At 67.3% G+C, this 24,440-nt stretch carries 24 protein-coding genes; 16 read left to right on the plus strand and 8 right to left on the minus strand.

Annotation, left to right across the window (positions count from 1 at the left end; translation table 11 throughout):
* The first annotated feature begins 34 nt into the window (after positions 1 to 34).
* Positions 35 to 511 (plus strand): GNAT family N-acetyltransferase, encoded by a 477-nt coding sequence (locus ACXN5S_RS15090; protein WP_458606290.1) that lies wholly within the window; start codon positions 35 to 37, stop codon positions 509 to 511.
* A gap of 198 nt (positions 512 to 709) precedes the next feature.
* Here ACXN5S_RS15090 and ACXN5S_RS15095 read toward each other — a convergent pair whose 3' ends face one another.
* Positions 710 to 1,798, minus strand: coding sequence for a S1C family serine protease (locus ACXN5S_RS15095; RefSeq protein WP_458606291.1), 1,089 nt, complete (start codon positions 1,796 to 1,798; stop codon positions 710 to 712).
* Positions 1,799 to 1,904: 106 nt separating this feature from the next.
* On the opposite strand from ACXN5S_RS15095, the gene ACXN5S_RS15100 reads away from it, so the two are divergent.
* Entirely contained in the window at positions 1,905 to 2,696 is a 792-nt protein-coding gene (locus tag ACXN5S_RS15100) for a lytic murein transglycosylase (protein ID WP_458606292.1), read from the plus strand.
* A gap of 19 nt (positions 2,697 to 2,715) precedes the next feature.
* Here the strand turns inward: ACXN5S_RS15100 and ACXN5S_RS15105 are convergent, their stop codons facing one another.
* Entirely contained in the window at positions 2,716 to 3,318 is a 603-nt protein-coding gene (locus ACXN5S_RS15105; RefSeq protein WP_458606293.1) for a TetR/AcrR family transcriptional regulator, read from the minus strand.
* 101 nt (positions 3,319 to 3,419) lie between these two features.
* On the opposite strand from ACXN5S_RS15105, the gene ACXN5S_RS15110 reads away from it, so the two are divergent.
* Together ACXN5S_RS15110 and ACXN5S_RS15115 are read left to right on the plus strand one after the other, a co-directional pair.
* A complete protein-coding gene (locus tag ACXN5S_RS15110; RefSeq protein ID WP_458606294.1) occupies positions 3,420 to 4,673 on the plus strand; it encodes an efflux RND transporter periplasmic adaptor subunit in 1,254 nt (417 codons plus the stop codon).
* Positions 4,674 to 4,679: 6 nt separating this feature from the next.
* Positions 4,680 to 7,895, plus strand: coding sequence for an efflux RND transporter permease subunit (locus tag ACXN5S_RS15115; RefSeq protein ID WP_458606295.1), 3,216 nt, complete (start codon positions 4,680 to 4,682; stop codon positions 7,893 to 7,895).
* 113 nt (positions 7,896 to 8,008) lie between these two features.
* Here ACXN5S_RS15115 and ACXN5S_RS15120 read toward each other — a convergent pair whose 3' ends face one another.
* From ACXN5S_RS15120 to ACXN5S_RS15130, 3 genes are all read right to left on the minus strand, one after another.
* Positions 8,009 to 9,148, minus strand: coding sequence for an iron-containing alcohol dehydrogenase (locus ACXN5S_RS15120; protein WP_458606296.1), 1,140 nt, complete (start codon positions 9,146 to 9,148; stop codon positions 8,009 to 8,011).
* Entirely contained in the window at positions 9,145 to 10,509 is a 1,365-nt protein-coding gene (locus ACXN5S_RS15125; protein ID WP_458606297.1) for a glutamine synthetase family protein, read from the minus strand. Before ACXN5S_RS15125 ends, ACXN5S_RS15120 begins: the two co-directional genes overlap by 4 nt.
* 65 nt (positions 10,510 to 10,574) lie before the next feature.
* Positions 10,575 to 10,724, minus strand: a complete 150-nt coding sequence (locus ACXN5S_RS15130) for a hypothetical protein (RefSeq protein WP_458606298.1) — start codon at positions 10,722 to 10,724, stop codon at positions 10,575 to 10,577.
* 255 nt (positions 10,725 to 10,979) lie between these two features.
* Between ACXN5S_RS15130 and hisD the strand changes: the two genes are divergently transcribed.
* The 8 genes from hisD (at position 10,980) to ACXN5S_RS15170 (ending at position 17,023) form a co-directional block, all read left to right on the plus strand.
* On the plus strand, positions 10,980 to 12,284 hold the full coding sequence (gene hisD, locus ACXN5S_RS15135; protein WP_458606299.1) for a histidinol dehydrogenase: 1,305 nt from the start codon (positions 10,980 to 10,982) through the stop codon (positions 12,282 to 12,284).
* A gap of 69 nt (positions 12,285 to 12,353) precedes the next feature.
* Complete coding sequence (locus ACXN5S_RS15140) at positions 12,354 to 12,965, plus strand: TetR/AcrR family transcriptional regulator (protein WP_458606300.1); 612 nt, start codon at positions 12,354 to 12,356, stop codon at positions 12,963 to 12,965.
* A gap of 13 nt (positions 12,966 to 12,978) precedes the next feature.
* Positions 12,979 to 13,959, plus strand: coding sequence for a zinc-binding dehydrogenase (locus ACXN5S_RS15145; protein WP_458606301.1), 981 nt, complete (start codon positions 12,979 to 12,981; stop codon positions 13,957 to 13,959).
* Between the two features lie 101 nt (positions 13,960 to 14,060).
* The gene (locus tag ACXN5S_RS15150) at positions 14,061 to 14,537 is read left to right on the plus strand and encodes a UPF0262 family protein (RefSeq protein ID WP_458606302.1); all 477 of its coding nucleotides are present in this window, start codon (positions 14,061 to 14,063) and stop codon (positions 14,535 to 14,537) included.
* A gap of 4 nt (positions 14,538 to 14,541) precedes the next feature.
* Positions 14,542 to 15,027, plus strand: a complete 486-nt coding sequence (locus tag ACXN5S_RS15155; RefSeq protein ID WP_458606303.1) for an arsenate-mycothiol transferase ArsC — start codon at positions 14,542 to 14,544, stop codon at positions 15,025 to 15,027.
* A 97-nt stretch (positions 15,028 to 15,124) separates the two neighbouring features.
* Positions 15,125 to 15,529 carry a ketosteroid isomerase-related protein gene (locus ACXN5S_RS15160; protein WP_458606304.1) on the plus strand — a complete coding sequence of 135 codons (405 nt, stop codon included), beginning with the start codon at positions 15,125 to 15,127 and terminating at the stop codon, positions 15,527 to 15,529.
* Positions 15,526 to 16,107: a GNAT family N-acetyltransferase gene (locus tag ACXN5S_RS15165; protein ID WP_458606305.1), complete on the plus strand. Its 582-nt coding sequence runs from the start codon at positions 15,526 to 15,528 to the stop codon at positions 16,105 to 16,107. The genes ACXN5S_RS15160 and ACXN5S_RS15165 overlap by 4 nt, the downstream gene beginning before the upstream one ends.
* Before the next feature lie 40 nt (positions 16,108 to 16,147).
* Positions 16,148 to 17,023, plus strand: coding sequence for a nitrilase-related carbon-nitrogen hydrolase (locus ACXN5S_RS15170; RefSeq protein ID WP_458606306.1), 876 nt, complete (start codon positions 16,148 to 16,150; stop codon positions 17,021 to 17,023).
* A 52-nt stretch (positions 17,024 to 17,075) separates the two neighbouring features.
* Here ACXN5S_RS15170 and ACXN5S_RS15175 read toward each other — a convergent pair whose 3' ends face one another.
* Positions 17,076 to 18,752 (minus strand): PRC-barrel domain-containing protein, encoded by a 1,677-nt coding sequence (locus ACXN5S_RS15175; protein ID WP_458606307.1) that lies wholly within the window; start codon positions 18,750 to 18,752, stop codon positions 17,076 to 17,078.
* Between the two features lie 216 nt (positions 18,753 to 18,968).
* Here ACXN5S_RS15175 and infA point away from each other — a divergent pair, with 216 nt between their 5' ends.
* Genes infA through ACXN5S_RS15195 form a run of 4 tightly spaced genes read left to right on the plus strand, consistent with a single transcriptional unit; the run spans position 18,969 to position 20,994 of the window.
* Positions 18,969 to 19,187 (plus strand): translation initiation factor IF-1, encoded by a 219-nt coding sequence (gene infA / locus ACXN5S_RS15180; protein ID WP_163894084.1) that lies wholly within the window; start codon positions 18,969 to 18,971, stop codon positions 19,185 to 19,187.
* A 13-nt stretch (positions 19,188 to 19,200) separates the two neighbouring features.
* Positions 19,201 to 19,800, plus strand: coding sequence for a Maf family protein (locus tag ACXN5S_RS15185; RefSeq protein ID WP_458606308.1), 600 nt, complete (start codon positions 19,201 to 19,203; stop codon positions 19,798 to 19,800).
* Entirely contained in the window at positions 19,797 to 20,831 is a 1,035-nt protein-coding gene (locus ACXN5S_RS15190; RefSeq protein ID WP_458606309.1) for a ribonuclease E/G, read from the plus strand. Before ACXN5S_RS15185 ends, ACXN5S_RS15190 begins: the two co-directional genes overlap by 4 nt.
* Position 20,832: 1 nt before the next feature.
* On the plus strand, positions 20,833 to 20,994 hold the full coding sequence (locus ACXN5S_RS15195) for a DNA gyrase inhibitor YacG (protein WP_458606310.1): 162 nt from the start codon (positions 20,833 to 20,835) through the stop codon (positions 20,992 to 20,994).
* 170 nt (positions 20,995 to 21,164) lie between these two features.
* Here ACXN5S_RS15195 and ACXN5S_RS15200 read toward each other — a convergent pair whose 3' ends face one another.
* Together ACXN5S_RS15200 and ACXN5S_RS15205 are read right to left on the minus strand one after the other, a co-directional pair.
* Positions 21,165 to 21,758 (minus strand): YdeI/OmpD-associated family protein, encoded by a 594-nt coding sequence (locus tag ACXN5S_RS15200; protein WP_458606311.1) that lies wholly within the window; start codon positions 21,756 to 21,758, stop codon positions 21,165 to 21,167.
* A gap of 113 nt (positions 21,759 to 21,871) precedes the next feature.
* The gene (locus ACXN5S_RS15205) at positions 21,872 to 24,373 is read right to left on the minus strand and encodes a GcvT family protein (protein WP_458606312.1); all 2,502 of its coding nucleotides are present in this window, start codon (positions 24,371 to 24,373) and stop codon (positions 21,872 to 21,874) included.
* Between the last annotated feature and the right edge of the window lie 67 nt (positions 24,374 to 24,440).

Raw genomic sequence — 24,440 nt, forward strand, 5'->3', positions numbered from 1 at the left:
CGCCCCTTGGGCGCACGGGCGAAGCGGGGCACCAATGGCCCCGCTGATCGCCCTCGCCCCGCTGCCCCGCGCCGCGGCGGCGGAGGTGATGCATCTGCAGCTGCCCGCCGCTCAGGCCGCCTTCGTCGCGCGGATCGAGCTGATGCTCGGTGAGGCGCGGCAGAGCGTCGAGTTTCACAAGGTGATGGCGGGGGAAGAGGCTGTCGGCTTCTTCAAGATCGACCGGGCCTATGGCGAAGACAGTGGCTTCGCCGGCCCCGAGGATACCGGCCTGCGCGGATTTCTGATCGGCGGGCAATACCAGGGTCAGGGCTTCGGCCGGGCGACGCTGGAGGCTTTGCCGGATTACCTGCGCGCCCAATACCCCGGCCTGAGGCTCGTGCGACTGACGGTGAACGAGAAGAATCCGGTCGCGCGGGCGATCTATCTCAAGACGGGGTGGCGCCAGACCGGGCTGATCTGGCAGGGCGGCCGAAGCGGCCCGCAGGATGTGCTGGCGCTGGAGTTGTGAGGGCGGGTCGGGGCAAATACAGCCCCGCGCCCCCCGCGCAGTAGGGTGGGTTTTCAACCGCCGCCCGCGAGCGAGGCCCCTTGGCGTGGCGGCGGGCGAAAGCCCGCCCTACGGCCTCCCGAACAATGGCCCTCGTATCGGGTGGAGGATGGTGGGTTAAAACCACCCCTACGAACCGACGACGACCGTGAAGCCCGCTCACACCCCCGGCAGCAGATCCAGCGTCACCTCTCGCTCGCGCTGGCCGCGGCGGAGGGTCAGCTCGACGCTGTCGCCCACCGCCTTGCGGTCGATGGCGAGCATCAGGTCTTCCAGCCGGGTCACCGGCATCCCGTCGACCGCCACCACCACGTCGCCCGGCGCGATGCGGCCATCGGGACTCATCTGCGCGGGCTCGATGCCCTCAGATTCCGCCGCCGTGCCCGGCTCGACATAGAGCACCATCGCGCCCTCCAGCCCTTGCCGGTTCACGGCGGAATTGATGCGCGCATCGAAGGTCAGCCCCAGCGACGGCGGCGCGTAGTGGCCGGTCTCGATCAGCTGCGGCACGACGCGCTGCACCACATGCGCCGGGATCGCCAGGCCGATGCCCGAGGAGCTGCCGGAGGGCGAGAGGATCGCCGTGTTCATGCCGATCATCTGGCCGCGCATGTCGATCAGCGGGCCGCCGGAATTGCCGGGGTTGATGGCGGCATCCGTCTGGATGAGGCCGGTGATCGTGACGCCGGTCGATTCCTGAAGGTCGCGGTCGAGGGCAGAGACGATGCCGGTGGTCAGTGTCCAGTCCAGCCCGAAGGGGTTGCCGATGGCCATCACGCCCTGCCCCACCCGGAGCTTGGCGCTCTCGCCCACAGGCAGCGCGTCGGGCAGGTCGGAACTGTCGATCTGCAGCACGGCGAGGTCATGGCTCGGGTCAGTGCCTACCAGCTGCGCATCGAGGCTGCGGCCGTCGGCCAGGCTGACGGAGACTGTGCTGGCGCCGGCGATCACATGGGCATTGGTCACCACATGGCCGGCATCGTCCCACAAAAAGCCGGAGCCCGAGGCGAGAGGGCGGTCGACGCTGGCGCGGGTGAAGGGGTTGAGCCGCCGCTCGGAGGTGGCGATGGCGACAACGCTGTCGCGCGCGCCCTCGAAGAGCTCAATCAGGTCGGCCTCTTCCTCGCTGAGGACGATGGGCGCCGGCGGCACCGGATCGGGCGTCTGCGCCTCTGACCAGCCGTATCCGATGAAGATGCCCAGGACGACCGCGAGCAGCAGCCCCGGCCCCACCAGTGCGCCACCCAAGGATCTGTGTCGCCGTGCCATGTCTCAGCCTGTTGGTTGGATCGCCCGTGGCGTGTTAACCGTCAGCTAGCCCCTGTTTGGCCCGTTCTCAAGGAGACTCGCCCTCGTGTTTACTCGTCTCGGCGCTTTCGCCCTCGCCCTTTTCGCCAGCCCGCTGGCCGCCGCCACCTGCGGCAACGATTCTTCCGGCTTCAATGCGTGGAAATCCGCCTATGCCCAGGAGGCTGCCGCGCAAGGCGTCGGCCAAGCCGGGCTGAACGCTCTGGCGGGCGCCAGCTACGCCAGCGCCACCATCAGCGCCGACCGGAACCAGACCGGCGTGCGCTACTCGCTCGACGATTTCATGCGCATCCGCTGGTCTGACGCCTATACGCGTCAGGCGCGCGGCTACCTTTCGGAATATCCCGAGTTCTGGGCCTCGATCGAGCGCGCCTACGGTGTGCCGTCCGAGGTGATCCTCGCGATCTGGGGGATGGAGACGGGCTTTGGCGCCAACTGGGGCAATGCCAATGTGCTCAACGCCATTTTGACGCTGGCCTATGATTGCCGCCGGCCCGACTTCTTCGGCCCGCACGCCATTGCGGCGCTGAAGCTTGTCGACCGGGGCACCATCTCCGCCGGTTCCATCGGGGCCATGCATGGCGAGTTGGGGCATACCCAGTTCCTGCCCGGCAATATCCTGGCCTACGGGGTGGATGGCGACGGCAACGGCGTGCTCGACATGACCAACATGACCGACGCGCTCGCCTCCACCGCCAACTACCTGCGCCAGAAAGGCTGGCAGCCCGGTCAGCCCTATCAGGAGGGCACGGCCAACTTCCGTGTGATCGAGGAATGGAATGCGGCGACCGTCTATCAGCGCGCCATCGCCCTGATCGCCAGCCGCATCGCGAGCTGAGCCTTCCCGGCGGCCGGGGTTACTCGGCCGCCGCCGACATGTCGTAGCGGCCGCCTTCGTAAATCGGGGCCAGCTCGACGATATTCGCGCAGATCAGCGTGAAGGGCGAGGCGCCGTCCTCTTCGATCCATCGGTCGAAGCCGCTGCGGATGGCCGCTGTCGTCAGCGCCGCCAGCAAAGGCGCCCGCTCGCCGCCGACCGTACCGCCGCGCTGGCGGAAGAGCTCGGCAAGCTGCTTCTCAAGCTCCCGCAGGAAATCGTAGTTCATCGCCGTCAGGCGCGGGCTCTGCTCGGCGATCTGCCGACAGCTGATGAGCATCTCGCGCTCGCGGGGGATCACGGGCGCCATCGAGTAGATCAGCGTCAGCAGATCCTCGGCGACAGAGCCGGTGCCGCGGCAGAAGTTTTCACGCTCCTCCTTCGGCATCTCGATGCTCGGCGGCAGGAACACCGCTTCCTTGAAGGGGAAGTAGTTGAAGAACGTGCGCGGGCTGATGCCCGCCGCGGCCGCGATGGCCTCGGTCGTCACGTTCTCGAAGCCAACCTCTTCTGCCAAAGAAATAGCAGCCCGCTGGATCGCGTCGATTGATCTACGCCTGTTTTTCTCTCGTAAACTTGACAAGGGATAGTCCTGAACCTAGGTCGCCTTTGCGTGCACTTAATGCAGATATTGCACATTGTGCAATTAGCAAGCAACGTCACCAGAAAGAGCATTCGGATATCATGCGAGCCTTGAAATCTTACGGCCTTGCGCTGCTAATCGTACTCGTCGCCGCAGTGTGGCTGTCCACCGGCGTCTTTGTTCACGGCGGCCGCGGCCCGCATGAGAGCGAGATGACGGTAGCTCAGCTGATCGAAGGCGATGAGGGCGGCCCGGTGACCGAAGCGGTCGAGCGGACAGGCATCGCCCGCGAGCTCGAAGACGAAGAGGGGCCGAACGACCCCGCCCTCTCCATCGCCGAGCGCAACGAGCTGCGCGATGGCGACAGCGGCGAGGCCCGCTCTGTGCGCACCCAGCTGTTCGAACTGCAGCAGATGCCGCTGGAAGTGACTCTGCGCGGCACCACGAAATCCCCGGCCACTCGTGATGCGGTTGCGCAAACCTCCGATACCGTCGCCGCCGTGCATGTGGTCGCCGGTCAGCGGGTTGAGGCGGGCGATGCGATCTGCACGCTGAACGCCGGCACGCGGCAGGCCGCTGTCGAGCAGGCCGCGGCCCAGGTGGCGCAGGCCGAGGCGGCGCTGGATGCGGCGCAAACCGATTACGACACCAATGTGCGCCTTCGCGAAAGCGGCATCGCCAGCCCCAATTCGGGCGAGAGCGTCGCCACACAGCTTCGCCTGGCCGAAGCCAACCTTGAAAGCGCCCGCGTGGGGCTGACTCAGCGGCAGGACGACCTGGCTCATACCCAGCTCACTGCCACGGCCGGCGGCGTCGTGCAGCGGCCCGTGGCCAATGTGGGCGACCTCATCACCGTCGGCGGCTCTTGCGCGCAGATCGTTCAGCTCGACCCGATGCTCTTTCAGGGCAGCGTGCCGCAGGCCTATATCGACCTCGCTCGCGAGGGCGCGACCTCTGACATCCGCACCATCAACGGGCAGACGGCCGAGGGCACTGTCACCTATGTCGCTGTCTCCGCCGATCCGGCCACGCGCAGCTTCGAGGTGGAAATCGAGTTCCCCAACCCGGATGGCCGCATTCGCGACGGCGTGACGGCGGAAGCCGAGATCACGCTCGGCGATGTGCCGGCCCACCTGCTGCCGCAATCGGCGCTTACCCTGGGCGAGAACGGCGAGACCGGTGTGCAGGTCGTGCAGGACAACGTCGCGCATTTCATGCCCGTCGAGATCCTGAACGACACGACCGACGGCATCTGGGTCACCGGGCTGCCGGCACAAGCGCAGATCATTACCATCGGCCAGGAATATGTGACCGATGGCCAGGTTGTTGACGCCACTTTGATGAGCGAAGGGTAATTTCGCATGGTCGATTTCATCGAGAAGCTCCTGCGGATGCCGCGGGCCGTTCTGACGATCATGCTCGTACTGATCGTCGGCGGCGTTTCGGCCTACATGTCGCTGCCGAAAGAGAGCTTTCCGGCCATCGACATCCCTTATTTCTATGTCTCATCGGGGCAGACCGGTATCTCTCCGGGTGACGCCGAACGCCTGATCGCCAAGCCCATCGAAGACCGTCTGAAGGATGTCGACGGGCTCGAAGTGGTCACCTCGACCTCCACCCAGGGCCATGTCAGCGTCTTCCTCGAGTTCAACGTCAACACCGACAAGGACGAGGCCTATTCGGACATCACCGACGCGCTGGACGGCATCTCTGCCGAACTGCCCGCCGACGCCGATGACCCGGCCGTCTTCGAGATCGCGCTGACGGATACGCCCGTGCTCTCCGTCGCCCTCTATGGCGATGTCACGGAGCGGACGCTGATCAACCGCGCCGAAGAGCTGCAGGAGATCCTCGAGAACGTAAACGGCGTGCGCGAGGCCGAGCTGCGCGGTGTGCGCGACGAGGTGCTCGAAGTCACCGTCGACCAGCTCACGCTGGAGGCCTACAATCTCACCGCCGGCGCCCTGCTGAACGCGCTTCAGCAGAACAACACCATGGTGCCGGGCGGCACGCTCGACACCGGGCAGGGCTCGTTCAACGTTCAGGTTAACGGTCTGATCGAGAATGCCAGCGACGTCTATAACATGCCGGTGAAGACGGAGAATGGCACCGTCGTCACCTTCGGCGACATCGCCAGCGTCACGCGCACCTTCAAGGATGCCACCGAGTATTCCTACGTGAACGGCTCGCCCGCCATCACCATCGAGGTGAAGAAAGAGCTGGGCAGCAACATCATCGAAGTGGCCGACGCCGTGCGCGCGGCGAGTGCCGAGGCAACGGCGGCCTGGCCCGATGGCGTGCAGACATCGTTCCTGCTCGACCAGTCGGTCTCCACCCTCAATCTCTACCGCTCGCTCGAAGCGGCCGTGCTGACCGCCGTCGCGCTCGTGCTGATCATGTGTGTCGCCACGCTGGGCCTGCGGCCCGCCGTGCTGATCGGCATGTCGATCCCGCTCAGCTTCATGATGGCCTTCCTGGTGCTGCAGATCATGGGGATCACCATCAACATGATGGTGATGTTCGGCCTGGTGATCGCCGTGGGGGTGCTCGTCGACGACCCGATCGTGGTCGTCGAATATGCCGAGCGAAAACTGGCAGAGGGCGTCTCTCGCAAGGAGGCGTTCATCCTGGCGGCCCGCAAGATGTTCGTGCCCGTGGTCTCGGCCACGGCCACCACGCTCTCGGCCTTCGTGCCGCTGCTCTTCTGGCCCGGAGTGATCGGCAAGTTCATGAGCTATCTGCCCATCGTGGTGATCGTCACGATGTGCGCCTCGCTCGTCTCGGCCCTGCTCTTCATGCCGATCATCGGCGCCTTCATCGCCAAGAACGAGACCAGCGAGGAAGAGCAGGAAGCGGCCGACATCGTCATGTACCCCGAGAAGTTCCACCCCTCGAAGGTGCGGGGCATGATCGGGGTCTATGTGCGCGGCATGAACAAGCTGCTGCGCCACCCTGTGCTTACGCTCACCGCCGGTTTCGCCATCATCGGCGCGGTCTTCGTGCTTTACGTGCAAAACCCGACGGGCGTTGAAGCCTTCCCGGCGATGGAGCCCGAATACGGCACCGTCTCTGTCGTCACCCGCGGCAATTACTCGCCCGTCGAAGTGCGCGACATGCTGCTGGAAGTGCAGGACGAGGTGCTGCAGGTGCCCGGCATTCAGGATGTCGTGCTGGCCTTCGGCGGCGGCAACGGCTCGCCGCCCGATACCATCGGCAACCTGCAGCTCCAGCTCCAGCCCTGGTCGCAGCGCCGCACGGCCGACGAGATCTTCGCCGATATCCGCGCGCGAACCGCCGACATTTCGGGCCTCGAAGTGCAGATCGCCGAGCAGGAAAGCGGCCCGCCGGCCGGCAAGGCCATCAACCTGCGGCTGGAAGGCACGAACTACGCGCAGGTCGAAGAGGCCGTGGGCAAGATGCGCGAGCATCTGGAAGGCATGGAAGGCACCATCGACATCGAGGATGGCCGCCCCTCCCCCGGTATCCAGTGGGATCTGGAATTCGACCGGTCGGAAGCCTCGAAATTCGGCCTCGGCCTGCGCGACATCGGCCCCTACATCCAGCTCGTCACCTCGGGCGTGACCATCGGCTCTTACCGACCGGAGGATGCGACCGACGAGATCGACATCGTCGTGCGTCTGCCTGAAGAGGACCGGACGCTGCAGACGCTCGACGAGTTGCGCATCGTCACACCGCAGGGCCTGGTGCCCGTCTCGAACTTCGTCCAACGCCAGGCCGAGCCCAGCGTGGGCGAGATCCAGCGGCGCAACGGCGTTTACGCCATCAACGTCGCTGCCAACCTGCTGCCGGGCTACGACACGGCCGCCGCGGTGGCCGAGGTGCAGGCCTGGGATGCCGAGCAGGCTTGGCCGGGAGACGTGTCGGTCTTCTACGGCGGCGCGCAGGAGCAGACGGACGAGACGAACGCCTTCATCGCGAAGGCCTTCGGCGCCGCCATGGCGCTGATCTTCCTGGTGCTGCTGCTTGAGTACAACTCGTTCTACCAGGTGATCGTGACGCTCTCGACGGTGCTCATGTCCATCGCCGGTGTGCTGCTGGGCATGCTGGTCACGGGCATGAGCTTCTCGGCCATCATGTCGGGCCTCGGCATCGTGGCGCTGACGGGCATCGTGGTGAAGAACGGCATCGTGCTGATCGATACCTACAACCACTACCATCGCGATGACGGGGTGGATGCAGTGACGGCCATGCTGCTGACGGTGGCGCAACGGATCCGCCCGGTGCTGCTGACGGCGACGGTGACGGCGCTGGGGGTGATTCCGATGGCGCTGAATATCGAGTTCGATTTCATCCGCCGCGAGATCCAGGTCGGCGGACTCGCCGGGCAGTTCTTCATTCACCTGTCGGCGGCGCTGGTCTCGGGCCTCTTCGTCTCGACCCTGCTGACGCTGGTGATGGTGCCGGTGATGGTGACGGCGCCCAACGTGATTGGCGACAGCCTGAAGCGCGGCTGGCGGCGCATCCGTGGCAAGGGCAACGAGCCTGAGACGGCGGAGGAGCGCAAGGAGCCGCTCCGCCTCGCGCCAGACCACAAGCCGCCCCTCGCGGCGGAATGACCCGAGACGCCCCGGCCCAGCGCCGGGGCGTTCTCGTTCGGGCTGAGCGTTGGTCGCTCCCCAGCGCCGGGCTCGCGGGGTGGGCGGGCGGGAGCTCGCCCGGCGCGGCGCCGCTAGAGCGCCGCCTTGAACAGCGCGCGGAGATTGCCGGCATCCAGCGGCACCGGGTTGCCGCCGCAGGAGGGGTCGGCCAGCGCCATCTCCGTCAGCCGGGGCAGATCCGCGGTGCGCACGCCCATCGTAGCCAGCCCGGGCGGAAAGCCGAAGCTGGCGTTCAGCTCCTCCACCCGTGTCAGCAGGCCGTCGAAGCCGCCGGTCACGCCAAGGTAGCCGGTCGCCGCTGCAAGCTTCTCTTCCACCGCCGGGCGGTTGAAGCGCAGCACCGCCGGCATGACCACAGCATTGGTCGTACCATGATGCGTGCCGTAGAGCGCCCCCACCGGATGCGACAGCGCATGGATCGCGCCGAGGCCCTTCTGGAAGGCCGCCGCTCCCATCGCCGCCGCCGCCATCATCTGGCCCCGCGCCTCGATATCGGAGCCGTCCGCATAGGCGCGCGGCAGATAGGTCAGCGCCAGGCGCATGCCCTCCAGCGCGATGCCATGGCTCATCGGGTGGAAATGCGGCGAGCAGAACGCCTCCAGGCAATGGGCGAAGGCATCCATGCCGGTGCCGGCCGTGAGCGCGGGTGGCAGGCCCAGCGTCAGCTCGGGGTCGGCGATAACGACTGCGGGCAGAAGCGCGGGATGGAAGATGATCTTCTTCTCATGGCTGGCCGAATTGGTCAGCACCCCAGCCCGCCCGACCTCCGAGCCGGTGCCCGCTGTCGTCGGCACGGCCACGATCGGCGCGATGCCGGCGGTCTCGGCGCGGCGCCACCAATCGCCGATATCCTCGAAATCCCAGACCGGGCGGCTCTGCGCCACCATGAAGGCGATGAGCTTGCCTAGGTCGAGCCCCGAGCCACCGCCGAAGGCCACCACGCCGTCATGCCCGCCGCTGCGGAAGGCGGTGACGCCGGCCTCTAGGTTCTGCTCGTTAGGGTTGAGGTCGACCTCGGCGAAGAGCGCCGCCTCCAGCCCCTCAGCCCGCAGCACCTTCAGCGCTCGCGTGGTGATCTCCGCGCCCGCCAGCCCTCTGTCAGTCACCAGCAACGGCCGGGTAATGCCGGCCTCGCGCGCCGCCTCGCCCAGCTCGGCGATGCGGCCGGCCCCGAAGCGGATAGCCGTGGGGTAGGACCAATTCGCCCTCATGCCCGCTCGAACCCGCGCCGCAGCTCCCAATCGGTGACCACGCGGTCCGTCTCGGCGATCTCCCAGCGGGCGGCGTGCAGGTAATGCGCCACCACCTCCGGCCCGAAGGCGGCGCGCAGCATCTTCGAGCGCTCCATCAGATCGGCCGCCTCGCGCAGGTTGCGCGGCACTTCGGGCACGCCGCTGGCGGCGTAGACATCGCCGCGCTGCTCCGGCCCCAGCTCCAGCTCTTCTTCGATCCCCGTCAGCCCCGCCGCCAGCAGGGCAGCCAGGGCGAGATAGGGGTTCAGGTCAGAGCCGCCGATCCGGCATTCCACCCGCACGCCCGGCGTGCCGGCGCCGACAACGCGGAAGGCGGCCGTGCGGTTGTCGACACTCCAGACGATCTTCGTCGGCGCGAACAACCCTTCTGTGAAGCGTTTGTAGCTGTTCACGTAGGGCGCCAGGAACGGCGTGAGCTCGCGGGCATATTTCAGCTGCCCGGCCAGGTAAGATCGCATGAGGCGCGACATGCCATGCGGCGCCCCCGGCTCGAAAAACGCCGGCCCCTCTGCCCCGCCGAGCGACTGATGGACATGCGAGGACGAGCCGGCCCGGTCTGTCTGGTACTTCGCCATGAAGGTCGCCGAGCGGCCATGCTGGGCGGCGATCTCCTTCACCGCCTGCTTGGTCAGCGCATGGCCATCGGCCACGTCGAGCGCCGCGCCGTAGTGGGTGTTCAGCTCGTGCTGGCCAACCTCGGCCTCGCCCTTCGAGCATTCGACCGGCACACCGGCGCCGTAAAGTCCGCCGCGGATGGCGCGCAGCACCGGCTCGTCGCGCGCAGTGCCCTGCAGCGAATAGTCGATATTGTGCCGCGCCGTGGTTTGCAGCTCGCGATAGCCGGCATCGGCATGCGCCTCGTAGCCGCCATCGAAGAGGAAGAACTCCAGCTCGGTCGCGACATTCGGCGCGAAGCCCATCGCCCGCGCCCGTGCCACCTGGGCTGCCAGCATCGCCCTTGGGCTGTGCGGCACCGGCTTGCCGTCGCTCTCGCCGAGAAAATCGCAGAACACCAGCGCCGTGCCCGGCTGCCAAGGGATCTCGCGCAAGGTCGCAAGGTCGGGCTTGTGGGCGTAATCGCCGTAGCCGCGCTCCCAATTGGTGGCGGCATATCCCTGCACCGTCTCCATCTCCAGATCGGTGGCGAGCAGGTAGTTGCAGCCGTGAGTCTCACCCGTCGCCATGGTCAGGAAATGCGCGGCGTGAAAGCGCTTGCCCATCAGCCGGCCCTGCATGTCGGCCACGGCGGTGAGCACCGTGTCGATCTCGCCTGCCTCGACGCGGGCCTTCAGCCCCTCAAGATCCAGCCGGCCCTGCATATGTGCTCCCTCGTCACTCTCGCGGCGCCACCATGGCGGAGCCGCGGGCCAAGGGGAAGCCGCTGTCAGCTGTGGTCGGGCGGATCGTTCGGCTGATCTTCGTCGGTCAGGTGCTGCGTCGTCTTGGCGCGCTTCGTGGCGCGGTAGCCGACATAGGCGCTGATCGAGAACAGGACGATGAAGACGATGATCGCGATCAGGATGTAGGTTTGCATGTCACTTTCCGGCTCGAGCCGATCGGTTGTCCGGCCGCTTGTCAAAGCTGTTAAGACGCGCCGTCTTGCAGAACCAGAGGGGCATTGGAAAGGTCTTGTCGACCATGATCTCGGCAGAGTTTGCGGCATTTGATCGAATTGCGCCGCCCCCGCCCGCCAGCGCCGCTTTTTCGGCCGCCGAGCCCTAGGCGGGGCACCGCAGCTTGCCCTTCGCCGCGCCCGCCGCTATCCGCCGGGGCCGACGGAGGTGCGCCCATGCCGATGAGATTGAACAGCCGTGACGAGGGGTTCGAGGCCGCCTTTGCGAGCCTGCTGACCATGAAGCGCGAGGATGCGCCCGACGTCGCCGAGGCCGTCGCCGGCATCATCGCCGATGTCCGCACGCGCGGCGATGCAGCGCTGATCGAGCTGACCGCCCGCTTCGACCGGCTGGAGCTGACGGCCGAAACCCTGCGGATCACGCCCGAAGAGATCGACGCCGCCACCGCCACCGTGCCCCCCGAGCAGGCCGAGGCGCTGGCCCTCGCCGCCGAGCGCATCGCCGCCTATCACGAGCGGCAATTGCCCGAGGATGTCACGTTCACCGATGATGTCGGGGCGACGCTGGGCTGGCGCTTCACGCCCGTCTCTGCCGCCGGGCTTTATGTGCCGGGCGGGCTGGCCTCCTACCCCTCATCGGTGCTGATGAACGCCCTGCCCGCCAAGGTCGCCGGTGTGCAGCGGCTTGCCATCGCGGTGCCCTGCCCCGACGGGATGCTCAACCCGCTGGTGTTGCTGGCGGCGCGGCTGGCCGGGGTGGACGAGATCTACCGTATCGGCGGCGCCCAGGCCATCGCCGCGCTGGCCTACGGAACCAAGACCATCGCGCCGGTCGACAAGATTACCGGGCCGGGCAACGCCTATGTCGCCGCCGCCAAGCGGCAGGTCTTCGGCAAGGTCGGCATCGACATGATCGCCGGGCCCTCCGAGATCCTCGTCATCGCCGATGAGCATGCCGACCCGGAGTTCATCGCCCTCGATCTGCTCAGCCAGGCCGAGCATGACGAAAGCGCTCAGGCCCTGCTGCTGACGCCCTCGCCCGAGCTGGCGGCGGTGGTCGAGGCCGAGGTCGAGCGCGCGCTGGAAAGCCTGCCCCGCGCCGCCATCGCCGGCGCAAGCTGGCGCGACTTCGGCGCCGTGATCGTGACGCGCGATCTGGCTGAGGCCGCCGCCCTGTCGAACCTCGTTGCCCCCGAGCACCTGGAGATCTGCACCGACGCGCCAGAGGCGCTGGCCGAGCAGATCACCCATGCTGGCGCCATCTTCCTTGGCCAATGGACGCCCGAGGCCATCGGCGATTACGTCGGCGGCCCCAACCACGTGCTGCCCACGGCGCGTTCGGCCCGCTTTTCCTCGGGCCTGTCGGTGCTGGATTTCCTCAAGCGCACCACCATGGCCAAGATGACTCCCGCCGCCCTCGCCGCCATCGGCCCGGCGGCGGAAGTTCTTGCAAAAGCCGAGGGGCTGACCGCCCATGGCGCCAGCGTGACGGCCCGCCTGCGCAAGCTGAACGAGGGGTGACGCGACGCGAGGCCTCACGGCTTCGCGAGCGTACTAGACGACCGGTCTATTACTCCCCATCTGAGGAGCATGACCGACACCGCTCAGCCTGATCTCAGCAAATCCGACGCCACGCGCGCCCGCATCCTCGCCGCCGGAAACCGGCTCGTGCTGCGGCACGGGTTCGGCGGCGTCGGCCTGTCGCGTATCCTCGCTGAAAGTGACGTGCCCAAGGGCTCGTTCTATTATTACTTCGCCTCCAAAGAGGCCTTCGGCGAGGCGCTGCTGCAAGATTACGTTGCCGGCTATCTCGCTCGCGTCGACGCGCTCATCGCCGGCCCCGCCCCCGCGGGCGACAAGCTGGCGCTCTATTTCAACGCCTGGCTCGCGCAGGCCGGCGGTGAGGGGCTGGCCAGCCAGTGCCTGGTCGTCAAGCTCGGCGCCGAGGTGGCCGACCTGTCAGAGGCCATGCGCCAGATCCTGAACGACGGCGTCGCCGCCCTCGTCTCCCGCCTCGCCACACTTCTGCGGCAGGGCGCGGAGGACGGCTCCATCCGCCCGGCAGAACATCCCGACGCCACCGCCGAGGCGCTCTACGCGCTGTGGCTGGGCGCCGCGATCCTCGCCAAGCTTTCGAAAACCCAAACACCCCTTGAGCGGGCGCTGGCGCAAACCACCAGTCAGCTCGCTCTGCCCTCCTGAAAGGACCACTCCCATGTTTGCTGCCATCCACGATACGTTCGGCGACCCCGCCGAAGTGCTCGACGCCCGTGAGACTGAAACGCCGAAGCCCGGGCCGGGCCAGGCGCTGCTCAAGGTGATGCTCTCCCCCATCCACAACCACGATCTGTGGACGGTGCGTGGCAATTACGGCTACAAGCCCGAGCTGCCCGGCGCCATCGGCGGCACCGAAGCGCTCGGCGTGGTCGAGGCCGTTGGCGAGGGCGTGGACGAAGCGCTGATCGGCAAGCGGGTCAACACCGCCGGCGCCCACGGCACCTGGGCGGAATACGTGCTCGCCCCCGCCGCCAGCCTGCTGCCGCTGCCCGACGCGATCTCTGACGAGGCGGGCGCGCAGATCCTCTCGATGCCGTTCAGCGCGCTGGCGCTGCTGGAGACGCTGCATGCCAGGGAAGGCGACTGGATCGTGCAGACTGCCGCCAACGGCGCTGTCGGCAAGATCATGGTGACGTTGGCGAAGGCGCGCGGCATCAACCTGCTCAACCTCGTGCGCCGCGACGAGGCCGCCGAGGAGATGAAGGCGCTTGGCGCCGAGCATGTCCTCTCCACCGCCGATGCGGGCTGGAAAGAGGAAGCCACGAAGCTGATCGGTGAGAAGGGCGCGACCTCTGCCATCGATTCCGTCGGCGGCGAAATCTCGGCCGACTTAATCGATCTGCTGGGCGTCGATGGCGAGCTGGTCATCTTCGGCACCGCCACCGGCGCTCCGATGCCGCTGTCCTCCAGCCCGCTCATCATGAAGCACATCTCGATCCGCGGCTTCTGGGGCTCGCGCGTCATCGGCGCCATGGCGCCGGAGGAGCGCAGCCGCCTCATCACCGAGCTGGTGACGATGGCCGTGAAGGGCGAGCTCAAGTTGGATTCCGGCGGCACCTACCCGCTGTCCGACATCAAGGACGCCGTGAAGGCCGCGCTTACCCCCGGCCGCGCCGGCAAGGTCATGCTGAAGCCCTGAGGCCTTCTCACCCCCGGCGCGGCAAGCGCCGGGGGCCAGCCCAGCTTGTCACATCCCGCCCCGGCGGCTAGGCATCGAAGACGCATCACCGCCGGGGCCCCATGAGCCGCATCAGCCATATCGAGATCGACGATTCCAACCTGCCGCCTCCGACGCCGGAGATCGAGCAGGAGCGGAAGGTCGCGATCTTCGATCTGCTAGAAGAGAATTCCTTCACCCCGGTGCGCCAGGGCGGCAAGATCCCCGAGGGCCCCTACAAGCTTGGCCTGTGCATCCGCGAGCGCCGGCTGGTGCTGGATCTGACGACGCAGGAAGGCGCCGAAGTGGGCTCGATCCAGCTGTCGCTCGGCCCCTTCCGGCAGGTGGTCAAAGACTACTTCCAGATCTGCGAGAGCTATTTCGACGCGGTGAAAACCATGCCGGCCAGCCAGATCGAGACGATCGACATGGCCCGCCGCGGCATCCACAACGAGGGGGCCCGCCTGCTGGTCGAACGGCTGGAGGGCAAGGCAGAGCTCGACATGGATACCGCCCGCCGGCTCTTCACCCTCATCTGCGTGCTGCATTTCGGGGGCTGACGCGATGGAGGATGGCAAGAGCGACGACGTCCTCTCCACCCTGCCCCAATCGGTGCTGTTCTGCTGCGATCACAACGCCGTTCGTTCGCCGATGGCCGAAGGCATCATGAAGAAGTTCTACGGCACCGCCTGCTACATCCAGTCGGCCGGCGTGAAGAGCGACATGGAGATCGACGGCTTCGCCATTGCCGTCTGCGCCGAGATCGGCGTTCAGCTGGAACGCCACCGCAGCCGCAATTTCGACGAGATGGTCGAATGGGGCGACGACCTGACGAGCTTCGACCTGATCGTCGCCCTCTCGCCCGCCAGCCAGCGCCGGGCGCTCGACCTCACCCGGGTTGCTCACCTGCAGATCGAATACTGGCCCATCCTCGACCCCACGGGCCTCGGCGAGGGCCGCGAGGCGCAGCTGGAATCCTACCGAAAGACGCGAGACATGATCTCGGCCCGCCTGACAGCCCGCTGGGGGCCGCCGCGGGAGCTGAGCTGAGCAACCTTCCGCCAAAGTCAGCCTTGTCTCCCGCCCCGCCGCCGCGCCATGCTCCAAAGGCCGGGGCAAAAGGCACCGGGCTGGCGGAAGAGAGCATATGAGAGACGAGACCGAGGCCCTGATCGCGGCCTATTACGAGGCCTTCAACGCGGGCGACACCGAGGCGATGCTGGAGTGCCTCTCCGACGACGTGGCGCACCATGTCAACGAGGGGCAGGTGCGCCCCGGCAAGGCGCTCTTCGCGGAGTTCTGCGCCCATATGAGCCGCTGCTACGATGAGAAGCTGACCGAGATGGTCATCTTCGCCAGCGCCGATGGCGAGCGGGCGGCGGCGGAGTTCATGGTTAACGGTACCTATCTGGAAACCGACGCGGGCCTGCCCGAGGCGAATGGCCAGGGCTACCGGCTGCCGGGCGGGGCGTTCTTCAACGTCTCCGGCGGCAAGATCACGCGGGTGACCACGTATTACAACCTCGCCGACTGGGTCGCGCAGGTCTCGTGAGCCTGCGCTTCAAAACCCTCACCGGCGAAGCGGTATCGGCGCGGCTGGACGATCTGGCCCGGCTGCGCATCGAGGTGTTCCGCGACTGGCCCTATCTCTACGATGGCGACCTCGCCTACGAGCGGCGCTATATGGCAAGCTATCAGGATAATCCGCAGGCCGTGCTGGTGGGTGCCTTCGCCGGCGACCGTCTCGTCGGCGCCGCGACCGGCACGCCGATGGAGGATCACGCCAGCGATTTCGCTGCCGCCTTCGAAGGGCGCGACCTATCCGAGATCTTCTATTGCGCCGAAAGCGTGCTGCTGCCCGATTGGCGCGGCCAGGGCGCTGGCCATGCCTTCTTCGATGCGCGCGAGGCCCATGCGCGGGCGCTCGGGCGGCGCTATTCCGCCTTCTGCGCGGTGGTGCGACCCGCCGACCATCCGGCGCGGCCCGAAGGCTACCGCCCGCTCGATGGCTTCTGGCGGGCGCGGGGCTATGAGCCGGTGGAGGGCGCGGTGGCGACCTTTCACTGGCGCGATACCGGCGCGGCGGAGGAAAGCCCGCACCGCCTGCAGGTATGGATGAGAGAGCTGTGAGCGCCCGGCCGGGCGTGAAGCGAGGAACAGGAGCGCACCGATGAAGATCGCCGTTTCGGGCTACGCGCCCACCTGGCTGCCCGACTGGGAAGCGCTGGAAGCCGCGCTGGCCGCCGATCTGAGCGAGGCCGCCAAGGCCGGGGCAGAACTGCTCATCTATCCCGAATACGGCGGCGTCGCCTCTGGCCTGATCGGCTCGCCCGGGGTGCTCAGCGCCGCCGGCTGGGCCGAGCGTCTGGCCGACAGGGCCGAGGCCTGGGCGGCGCTCAACGCACATCTGGCGCGGGCGCATGGGGTTCATATCCTCGCCGGCTCCACCTGCTGGCGGCAGGCTGCCGGCATCGTCAACCGCACATGGCTCTGCACGCCCGATGGCCAGACGGCGAAGCAGGACAAGGCGATCCTCACGCCCTACGAGCGCGACGAGATGGGCCTGATCCCGGGGCAGACGCTGGATCTCTTCGATACGGCGCTGGGGCGGATCGGGGTGCTGATCTGCTATGACAGCGAATTCCCCCTGCTCGCCCGCGGGCTGGTCGAGGCGGGGGCGGAGATGCTGCTGGTGCCCTCCTACACCGACCTTCAGGCCGGGGCGACTCGCGTGCGGCAGAGCTGCCGGGCGCGGGCTATCGAGCAGCAATGCCTCGTGATCGACGCGCCGCTGCTAGGCACCTGCGAGGGCTGCGAGATCTACGATGTGGGCGTGGGTACCCCGGCCCTCTTCTGCCCGCCGGATACCGGAATGCCGCCGAACGGAATTCTCGCCGAGGGCCAGGCCGACGTGCCGGGCTGGCTGATCGCCGAGGCAGACCCGGTCGCCATCGCCCTGCCCCGCTCCACCGGCCATGTCAGCAACCACGGCCAGTGGGCTGAGCAGCAGCGTATCGGGCCGCCGCAGGTCGTGTCACTCATATGAAACGGGCCGCCAAATGGCGGCCCGTCCCGATACTGCATTTAGAAGCAGAGAGTTAGTCGACGCTTTCCATCGCTTCGAGTTCGTCTTCGGTGTAGTCGGCATAGACGCGCACGTCATCGCCAGCATCCGAAGAGAGGATCGTCACGGTGTCGAACGGAACGGCGACGTTGGTTTCCCCGAGGCCGAGGAAACCGCCCACTTCGACGATGACCGATTCAATCGAACCGTCGGAGCCGAGCACGAGGTCGCCGATATCGCCGATGGCTTCGTCGTTGATGCCATAGAGCGTACGACCGATCAGCGTGTCAGCCTGGATTTCGCCGATACCAGCACGGGTGTAGCCGTCCATCGCGACGTCCGGACCCATGGATTCTTCCATCATGTCGTCGTCGGCAGTGGCCGTCAGGTCGCCATTGGCGCCCATTTCGGCGTCGGCTTCAGCCATTTCGCCTTCGATTTCGTTGCCAGCTTCGTCGAGTTCCTGGCCAACTTCATCGGTGGCTTCGTCGGCAGCAGCGGCCACATCAGCGCCCGCTTCTTCGATCTCGTCGCCCGCCTCATCGGCAGCGGCTTCGATATCGTTGCCGACTTCCTCGGCGTTCTGCTCGATCTGCTCGCTGGTGTCTTCGTCAGCGGGCTCCATCTCCTCCATGTCGGCGTCTTCGCCCATGGCCTCCGTGTCGGTCTCTTCGCCCATGGCCGTGACGGCCGTGTCGTCATCGCCCGACTCGGCATCCATCGCATTGCCGTCGGCATCCGCGAAGGTCACCGTAGCCTCACCCGATTGCACGAAGTCGATCTGCGGCTCGCCATTGCTGGTAAACTGCACGTTCGGCTGGGCGCTCTCGTAGCTCACCGTCGGCTGGGTGCGCTGGATGTCGACATTGGCGCCCTCTTCGCTGGCCATGAAGGTCACGGTCGGCTGGCTGGCACTCATGTTGACCTGAGCGTCGCTCATCTCGCGCGGCTCGGACTCGGCACCCATCTCGTAGGTGTCGCCGGTGTTGCGGTCGGCAACCTGCACGCCCGGGCTGTTTTCTTCGTCGTCGGCGCGCTGCAGCTCGAGGTCGACGCGCGGGCGGGCCTGCGTGACCGTGATGGTCGGCTCGGCCTGGCGCACTTCGACGCGGGGCTCGGTGGTGGCAACATCAACGCCCGGCTCAGGCATGGTGATGATAATTTCCGGGGCCGGCTGCTCGATGCGGATCGTGGGCTGCGGCATGTCGACCGTGATGTTCGGCGCGGCCTGGCGCACAACGATGCTGGCCTGGCCTTCGGTCACTGTAACGTTCGGGGCCGTCTCGGTCACGTCGACCTGTGCGTCGCCACCCTGAATATCGACGGTCGGCGGCGTCTGCTCGAGATAGACGGTGCCTTCGATCACGGCCTCGTCCTGCAGACGCACGGTGGTGCGCTCGCTATCGACGGCGACGGCATCTTCCGAGACGCTTTCGTCGGCCACGGCTTCAACATCGCCTTCGGCGGTGTCCATGGCGGCAGCGTCATCCTCGAACTGAACGAGGTAGAGCTGGCAGCTCTCGATGTCGCCGGCCTCGATAGCGGCCATCATCTGATTGGCGTCATCATCGCTCATGGTGCCATCATCAGCTTCGATCATGCTCATGAGATCGGCGCAAACTTCGGCATCGGCATCTTGAGCCATCACTGCGCCACCGGCGGGGATGGTAAGGGCTGTTGTAAGCAGCAGGCTGCGGGTAGTAATTTTCATGACGGAGGTTCTCCCTGTCCGTATTGAGTGCGTTCACACCCTCTCAACGGCGGGAGTGCGGTCGTGTTCCGCAGAAAGTGAGCGGAACGCGATCTAGGTGGCCGGTTTCGGGGCTCGCCCCGGGGCCGGCTACCGCATTCTGGCCTTGAATTCCTTGGTCTAGAGTATCATATCAGCCCGCATCCGCCTTGAGCGGTGACGAAGTATGGAGATCACATGGCCAAGGAAGACACGCTCGAATTTCCTGGTGTCGTGAAGGAACTCCTGCCGAATGCGACGTTCAGGGTCGAGCTTGAAAACGGCCATGAGATCATCGCACACACGGCAGGCAAGATGCGCAAGAACCGCATCCGTGTTCTGGCTGGCGACAAAGTCCAGGTTGAAATGACGCCCTACGATCTGACCAAGGGTCGGATCAACTACCGCTTCCGGTAAGCCGGACGCTTTGATGCCCGCAGCGAAGACGCTCGTGCTCGGCTCGGCCAGCCCGCGCCGGCTTGAGCTTCTTGCGCAGCTTGGGCTGGCGCCGCATGACGTGCGCCCCCCCGATATCGACGAGACCCCGCTGAAGGCCGAGCTACCGCGCGACTACGTGCGCCGCATGGCGCGCGAAAAGGCGGGCGCGGTGCCCTGCGGCGAGGGTGAGGTCGTGCTTTGCGCCGACACCACCGTCTCGCTCGGCCGCCGCATCATGGGCAAGCCCGAGGATGAGGCCGAGGCCCGGCGCTTTCTGGAGCTGCTTTCGGGGCGCCGTCACCGGGTGATCACAGCCGTCGCGGTGAAGACGTCAGAGCGGATGTGGGAGCGGGATGTCGTGACAATTGTTCAGACAAAGCGCCTCAGCGAGGCGGAAATCGCCGGCTATCTCGCCACCGGCGACTGGCGCGGCAAGGCCGGCGGCTACGGCATCCAGGGGCCGTTCGGCGCGCTGGTGCCCTTCATCTCGGGCTCCTTCTCCGCCGTGGTCGGCCTGCCGCTGCTTGAGACAGCGCAATTGCTGCAGGCCGCCGGTGTGCCCGTCTGGCAACCCGCCGGGGTGCCGGCATGAAGGGCCGCCGCATCATCCTCGATCACCTCGGTGAGCGCGCCGCCGCGGCGCTGATGGTCGACGGCCGCCTCGACGACCTGCTGATCGACGACGGCAGCCTGCGCCCCGGCGCCATCTTCCGCGGCATTTGCGACCGGCCGATGAAGGGCCAGGGCGGCATGTTCCTGAAGCTCCCCGAGGGTTTGCGCGCCTTTCTGCGCGGCGCCTCCGGTCTGAAACCCGGCCAGCCCGTGCTGGTGCAGGTGACGGGCGTGGCGGAAGACGGCAAGGCCGTGCCGGTGACCGACCGGCTGCTCTTCAAGTCGCGCCTCTGCATCGTCACTCCCGGCGCGCCGGGCATCAACGTCTCGCGCGCCATCAAGGACGACGAAGAGCGCGCCCGCCTGCGCATCACCGCCGAGGAGGCGAGCGCAGGTGAGCACGGCATCATCCTGCGCTCCGCCGCCGAGGGCGCTCCGGACGACGAGATCGCCGAGGACATCGCCGCGATGGAGGCCCTCGCCGCCGCCGTGCTGGGCGATGCCGAGGGCAGCGAGCCGGAGGGTCTGACGGAGGGCGACGGCCCCCACGAGCTGGCCTGGCGCGAATGGTCGGCCCCCGATGTGGTGACAGAGCCGGGCGGCTTTGCCCGTGAAGGCGTGCTTGACGCGCTGGAGGCGCTGGAGCGAGCCGAGGTGGACCTCGGCGAGGGCTTCATGAGCGTCGAGGCGACGCGCGCGCTGGTAGCGGTGGATGTGAACACCGGCGGCGACACCTCACCCGCCGCCTCGCTGAAGGCCAACCTCGCCGCAGCCCGCGCCCTGCCCCGCCAGCTGCGCCTGCGCGGCCTCGGCGGACAGATCGTGGTGGATTTCGCACCGATGCCGAAGGCCCAGCGCAAGCAGCTGGAGCAAAGCCTGCGCGGCTCGTTCCGCACCGATCCCATCGAGACCTCGCTGGTGGGCTGGACGCAGATGGGCCTCTTCGAATTGCAACGCAAACGCGAGCGCGCACCGCTGGCCCCGCTCTTGCCCGAGCTGCTGGGCGACTGAGATGGCCTGCCCGATCTGCACCAAGCCGACCGACCCGGCCCACCGCCCCTTCTGCTCGCCCCGCTGCAAGGACATCGACCTGCACCGCTGGCTGAAAGGCTCCTACCGCATGCCGACAGCCGAGGTGCCGGATGACGGCGAGGCGGTCGAAGACGACGCCTGACAGACCGCTGGACTTGGTGCCGCGACTGTAGGGCGGCTTCAGTCTGCCACCCGACCCCCAACCGGCACCGTCCTCTCCGCACCGTTCGAGCGCCAGCCCGTGGGGTGGCGCCTCCCCGGCGGCTGCGGCGCGCTTACGGGCGGGGCAAGGAGCGGGACACTCGACGGCCCTCACCGGTCATGCATCCCCTTCCCAGCCAGGATCGCCGCGCGCCATTTCTCGATCCGTCTCGCCCGCGTCTGCGCCTGCTTGGCCTGGCCGACATGCAGAACGTATCCGCGCTGGCGACCCGGGGTGAGACCCTCCCACGCCTCTTGCAGCTCGGGATCGTTTTCCAGCGCGTCCACCAGCTCATCGGGATAGTCCAGCTCGACTGGCCCGAGCTCGACCTCGCGCCCGTCCTTCACAAGCTCAATGGCCTCTTCGACATAGGCGGTCAGCGTCTCGGCCCCCGCCTCGATCTCCTCTATCGAGTGATACACCAGCTTGCGCATCGCCCGGGAGTTCTCGCCGGGCGCCACGAGCACCCCCTCGGGATCGCTCAGCAGCACGCCGCGGAAGAAGCCGACGGCGCAATGATCCTTGTAGCCCCAGACGACGCAGACATTGCCCTCGGCGTCGCCCTCGCCCCAGGTGTAGCAGGGCTTGTTCCACTTCCAGCCTTCGGTGACATCGGTGGCGCGCACGATCTCGCGCAGGCGCCTGCGCTCCTCCACCCAGGTCTCGCGGGTGGCATACCAGTCATCGGCCTTGGATCGGGTCACGGCAGGTCCTCGAACGGGGGAGTGCCGACAGTGGAGCCGCTCCCCCGCCCGGAATCAAGCCGCAGGCGCCGGGCGAGCGAGGCGCTGACCCCAAGAGCGGGAAAGCCCCCGCCCTACCCGTCCACCCTGATCCGGGCGTTGCTCGGGTCGTAGGGGGAATCCTCCGCCACCTCGGCGTCGTACAACTCGCCCATCATCCGCACCTGCAGCTTCGTGCCCACTTCGGCCAGCGCCGGCGGCACGTAGCCCATGCCGATCTGCTTGCCAAAGGCGACAGACCAGCCGCCGGAGGTCAGCCGCCCCACCATCTCGCCGCCCGAGAGGATCGCCTCGCGGCCCCAGGGGTCGGCATCCGCCGGGCCGTCGATCAGGAGCGTGATGCATCTGGCGCGAACGCCCAGCGCCTCCATCGCCTCTTTGCCGTGGAACGCCTTGCCGAGATCAACGAAGCGGTCGAGCCCCGCTTCTAGCGGCGTGGCATCGCGGCCGAGCTCTGTGCCGAAGGCGCGGTAGCTCTTCTCCTGCCGCAGCCAGTTCTGCGCGCGGCCGCCGACGAGCTTCAGGCCGAGCGGCTCGCCCGCCGCCATCAGCCGGTCGAACAGGTGGTTCTGCATCTCGATCGGATGGTGCAGCTCCCAGCCGAGCTCGCCGGTATAGGCCACGCGGATCGCCATGATTGGCACCATGCCGAGCTCGATGTTCCGCATCGAAAGCCACGGGAAGCGCTTGTTGCCCAGCACCGTCTCCGGCTCGGCATCCCGCACGAGCTTCGCCAGAATGTCGCGAGAGGCCGGCCCGGCCAGCGCGAAGACGCCCCATTGCGTCGTCACGTCCTGAATGCCCACCCAATCGCCGCCGGCGGCCATGAAATCCTCGGCAGACTTGATCAGATAGTCAGCGTCATAGGCCGCCCAGGCCCCGGCGGAGACGCAGTAGAAGTCGTTCTCCGCCAGCCGCACCAGCGTGTATTCGGTGCGCGTCGTGCCCGCCGCCGTCAGCGCATAGGTGAGGTTGATGCGCCCCACCTTCGGCAGCTTGTTGGTGGTGAAATGGTCGAGGAAGGCCGCCGCGCCCGGCCCCGTCACCCGGTGCTTGGCAAAGGCCGTCGCGTCGATCAGCCCCGCCGTCTCGCGGACGGCCTTCGCCTCCGCCTCGGCGAATTCCCACCACGCGCCGCGGCGGAAGCTGCGGCTGTCGTGATCGAAGCTCTCGGGCGCATCCACGGGGCCGAAGTAGTTCGGCCGTTCCCAGCCGTTGACCGCGCCGAACTGGGCGCCGCGCGCCTTCTGCCGGTCATAGGCGGGCGAGGTGCGCAGGGGGCGGGCGGCCGGGCGCTCCTCGTCGGGGTGGTGCAGGATGAAGACGTGGGAATAGGCCTCCTCGTTCTTCTTCTCGGCGTATTCGGTCGTCATCCACGGGCCGAAGCGCTTGGGGTCGAGCGACGCCATGTCGATCTCGGCCTCGCCCTCCACCATCATCTGCGCGAGGTAATGGCCGGTGCCGCCGGCCGCGGTGATGCCGAAGGAGAAGCCCTCGGCCAGCCACATGTTGCGCAGCCCCGGCGCGGGGCCGACGAGCGGGTTGCCGTCGGGCGTGTAGCAGATCGGGCCGTTGAAATCGTCCTTCAGCCCCACCTCTTCCGAGCTCGGAATGCGGTGGATCATGGACATGTATTCCTCCTCGATCCGCTCCAGATCGAGGGGGAAGAGATCGGCGCGGAAGCTGTCGGGCACGCCGAAGGAGAAGCGCGAGGGCGCGCCCTCTTCGTAGGGGCCGAGGATCCATCCGCCGCGCTCCTCGCGCACGTACCACTTGGCATCGGCATCGCGGAGGACCGGGTGCTGGGGGTTGGTCTTGCGGAACTCCACCAGCGCGGGGTCAGGCTCGGTGACGATGAACTGGTGTTCGACCGGGATGGCGGGGATCTTGATGCCCAGCATCCGCGCGGTGCGCTGCGCATGGTTGCCCGTGGCGGTCACGACATGCTCGGCGTGGATCACCTGTTGCTCGTCGGAAGCGACGAGGTTGCCGCCCTTCTCGACCATCTTGGAGACGGTCACCTCCCATTCGGAGCCCGTCCAGCGGTAGCCATCCACCTGCCACTTGCGCTCGATGATGACGCCGCGCTGGCGGGCGCCCTTGGCCATGGCCATCGTGACGTCGGCGGGGTTGATGTAGCCATCCTGCGGGTGGAAGAGCGCGCCCTTGAGGTCTTCGGTGCGCACCAGCGGCCAGCGCTCCTTGATCTCGCCGGGCGTCAGCCACTCGTGATGGACGCCCGCCGTCTCCGCCGTGGCCGAGTAGAGGCGATACTCGTCCATCCGGGCATCCGTCTGCGCCATGCGCAGGTTGCCGACGACGAAGAAGCCGGCGTCGAGGCCCGTCTCCTCCTCCAGCGTCTTGTAGAAGTCGACGGAGTACTTGTGGATGTGGGTCGTCGCGTAGCTCATGTTGAAGAGCGGCAGGAGCCCTGCGGCGTGCCAGGTGGAGCCGGAGGTCAGCTCGTCGCGTTCCAGCAGCATCACGTCGGCCCAGCCGGCGCGGGCGAGGTGATAGGCGATGGAGGTGCCGACGGCGCCGCCGCCGACCACAAGAGCTTTGACGTGCGTCTTCATGAGGATTCCCCGGGTTGCCGGCGCCTTTCTGGCGCGGATCGGGGGGCGAAGGGCAGGATGCGGCGAC

It is taken from the genome of Pseudoroseicyclus sp. H15, from assembly GCF_054353345.1.

Bases quoted from the DNA above. Each gene is read 5' to 3' on its own strand.
- ACXN5S_RS15090 (WP_458606290.1), top strand. From the start codon at position 35: ATGGCCCCGCTGATCGCCCTCGCCCCGCTGCCCCGCGCCGCGGCGGCG.
- ACXN5S_RS15195 (WP_458606310.1), top strand. From the start codon at position 20,833: ATGGCCTGCCCGATCTGCACCAAGCCGACCGACCCGGCCCACCGCCCC.
- ACXN5S_RS15190 (WP_458606309.1), top strand. From the start codon at position 19,797: ATGAAGGGCCGCCGCATCATCCTCGATCACCTCGGTGAGCGCGCCGCC.
- ACXN5S_RS15140 (WP_458606300.1), top strand. From the start codon at position 12,354: ATGACCGACACCGCTCAGCCTGATCTCAGCAAATCCGACGCCACGCGC.
- ACXN5S_RS15155 (WP_458606303.1), top strand. From the start codon at position 14,542: ATGGAGGATGGCAAGAGCGACGACGTCCTCTCCACCCTGCCCCAATCG.
- ACXN5S_RS15185 (WP_458606308.1), top strand. From the start codon at position 19,201: ATGCCCGCAGCGAAGACGCTCGTGCTCGGCTCGGCCAGCCCGCGCCGG.
- ACXN5S_RS15160 (WP_458606304.1), top strand. From the start codon at position 15,125: ATGAGAGACGAGACCGAGGCCCTGATCGCGGCCTATTACGAGGCCTTC.
- ACXN5S_RS15110 (WP_458606294.1), top strand. From the start codon at position 3,420: ATGCGAGCCTTGAAATCTTACGGCCTTGCGCTGCTAATCGTACTCGTC.
- infA (WP_163894084.1), top strand. From the start codon at position 18,969: ATGGCCAAGGAAGACACGCTCGAATTTCCTGGTGTCGTGAAGGAACTC.
- ACXN5S_RS15205 (WP_458606312.1), bottom strand. From the start codon at position 24,373: ATGAAGACGCACGTCAAAGCTCTTGTGGTCGGCGGCGGCGCCGTCGGC.
- ACXN5S_RS15115 (WP_458606295.1), top strand. From the start codon at position 4,680: ATGGTCGATTTCATCGAGAAGCTCCTGCGGATGCCGCGGGCCGTTCTG.
- ACXN5S_RS15120 (WP_458606296.1), bottom strand. From the start codon at position 9,148: ATGAGGGCGAATTGGTCCTACCCCACGGCTATCCGCTTCGGGGCCGGC.
- ACXN5S_RS15145 (WP_458606301.1), top strand. From the start codon at position 12,979: ATGTTTGCTGCCATCCACGATACGTTCGGCGACCCCGCCGAAGTGCTC.
- ACXN5S_RS15175 (WP_458606307.1), bottom strand. From the start codon at position 18,752: ATGAAAATTACTACCCGCAGCCTGCTGCTTACAACAGCCCTTACCATC.
- hisD (WP_458606299.1), top strand. From the start codon at position 10,980: ATGCCGATGAGATTGAACAGCCGTGACGAGGGGTTCGAGGCCGCCTTT.
- ACXN5S_RS15130 (WP_458606298.1), bottom strand. From the start codon at position 10,724: ATGCAAACCTACATCCTGATCGCGATCATCGTCTTCATCGTCCTGTTC.
- ACXN5S_RS15170 (WP_458606306.1), top strand. From the start codon at position 16,148: ATGAAGATCGCCGTTTCGGGCTACGCGCCCACCTGGCTGCCCGACTGG.
- ACXN5S_RS15150 (WP_458606302.1), top strand. From the start codon at position 14,061: ATGAGCCGCATCAGCCATATCGAGATCGACGATTCCAACCTGCCGCCT.
- ACXN5S_RS15125 (WP_458606297.1), bottom strand. From the start codon at position 10,509: ATGCAGGGCCGGCTGGATCTTGAGGGGCTGAAGGCCCGCGTCGAGGCA.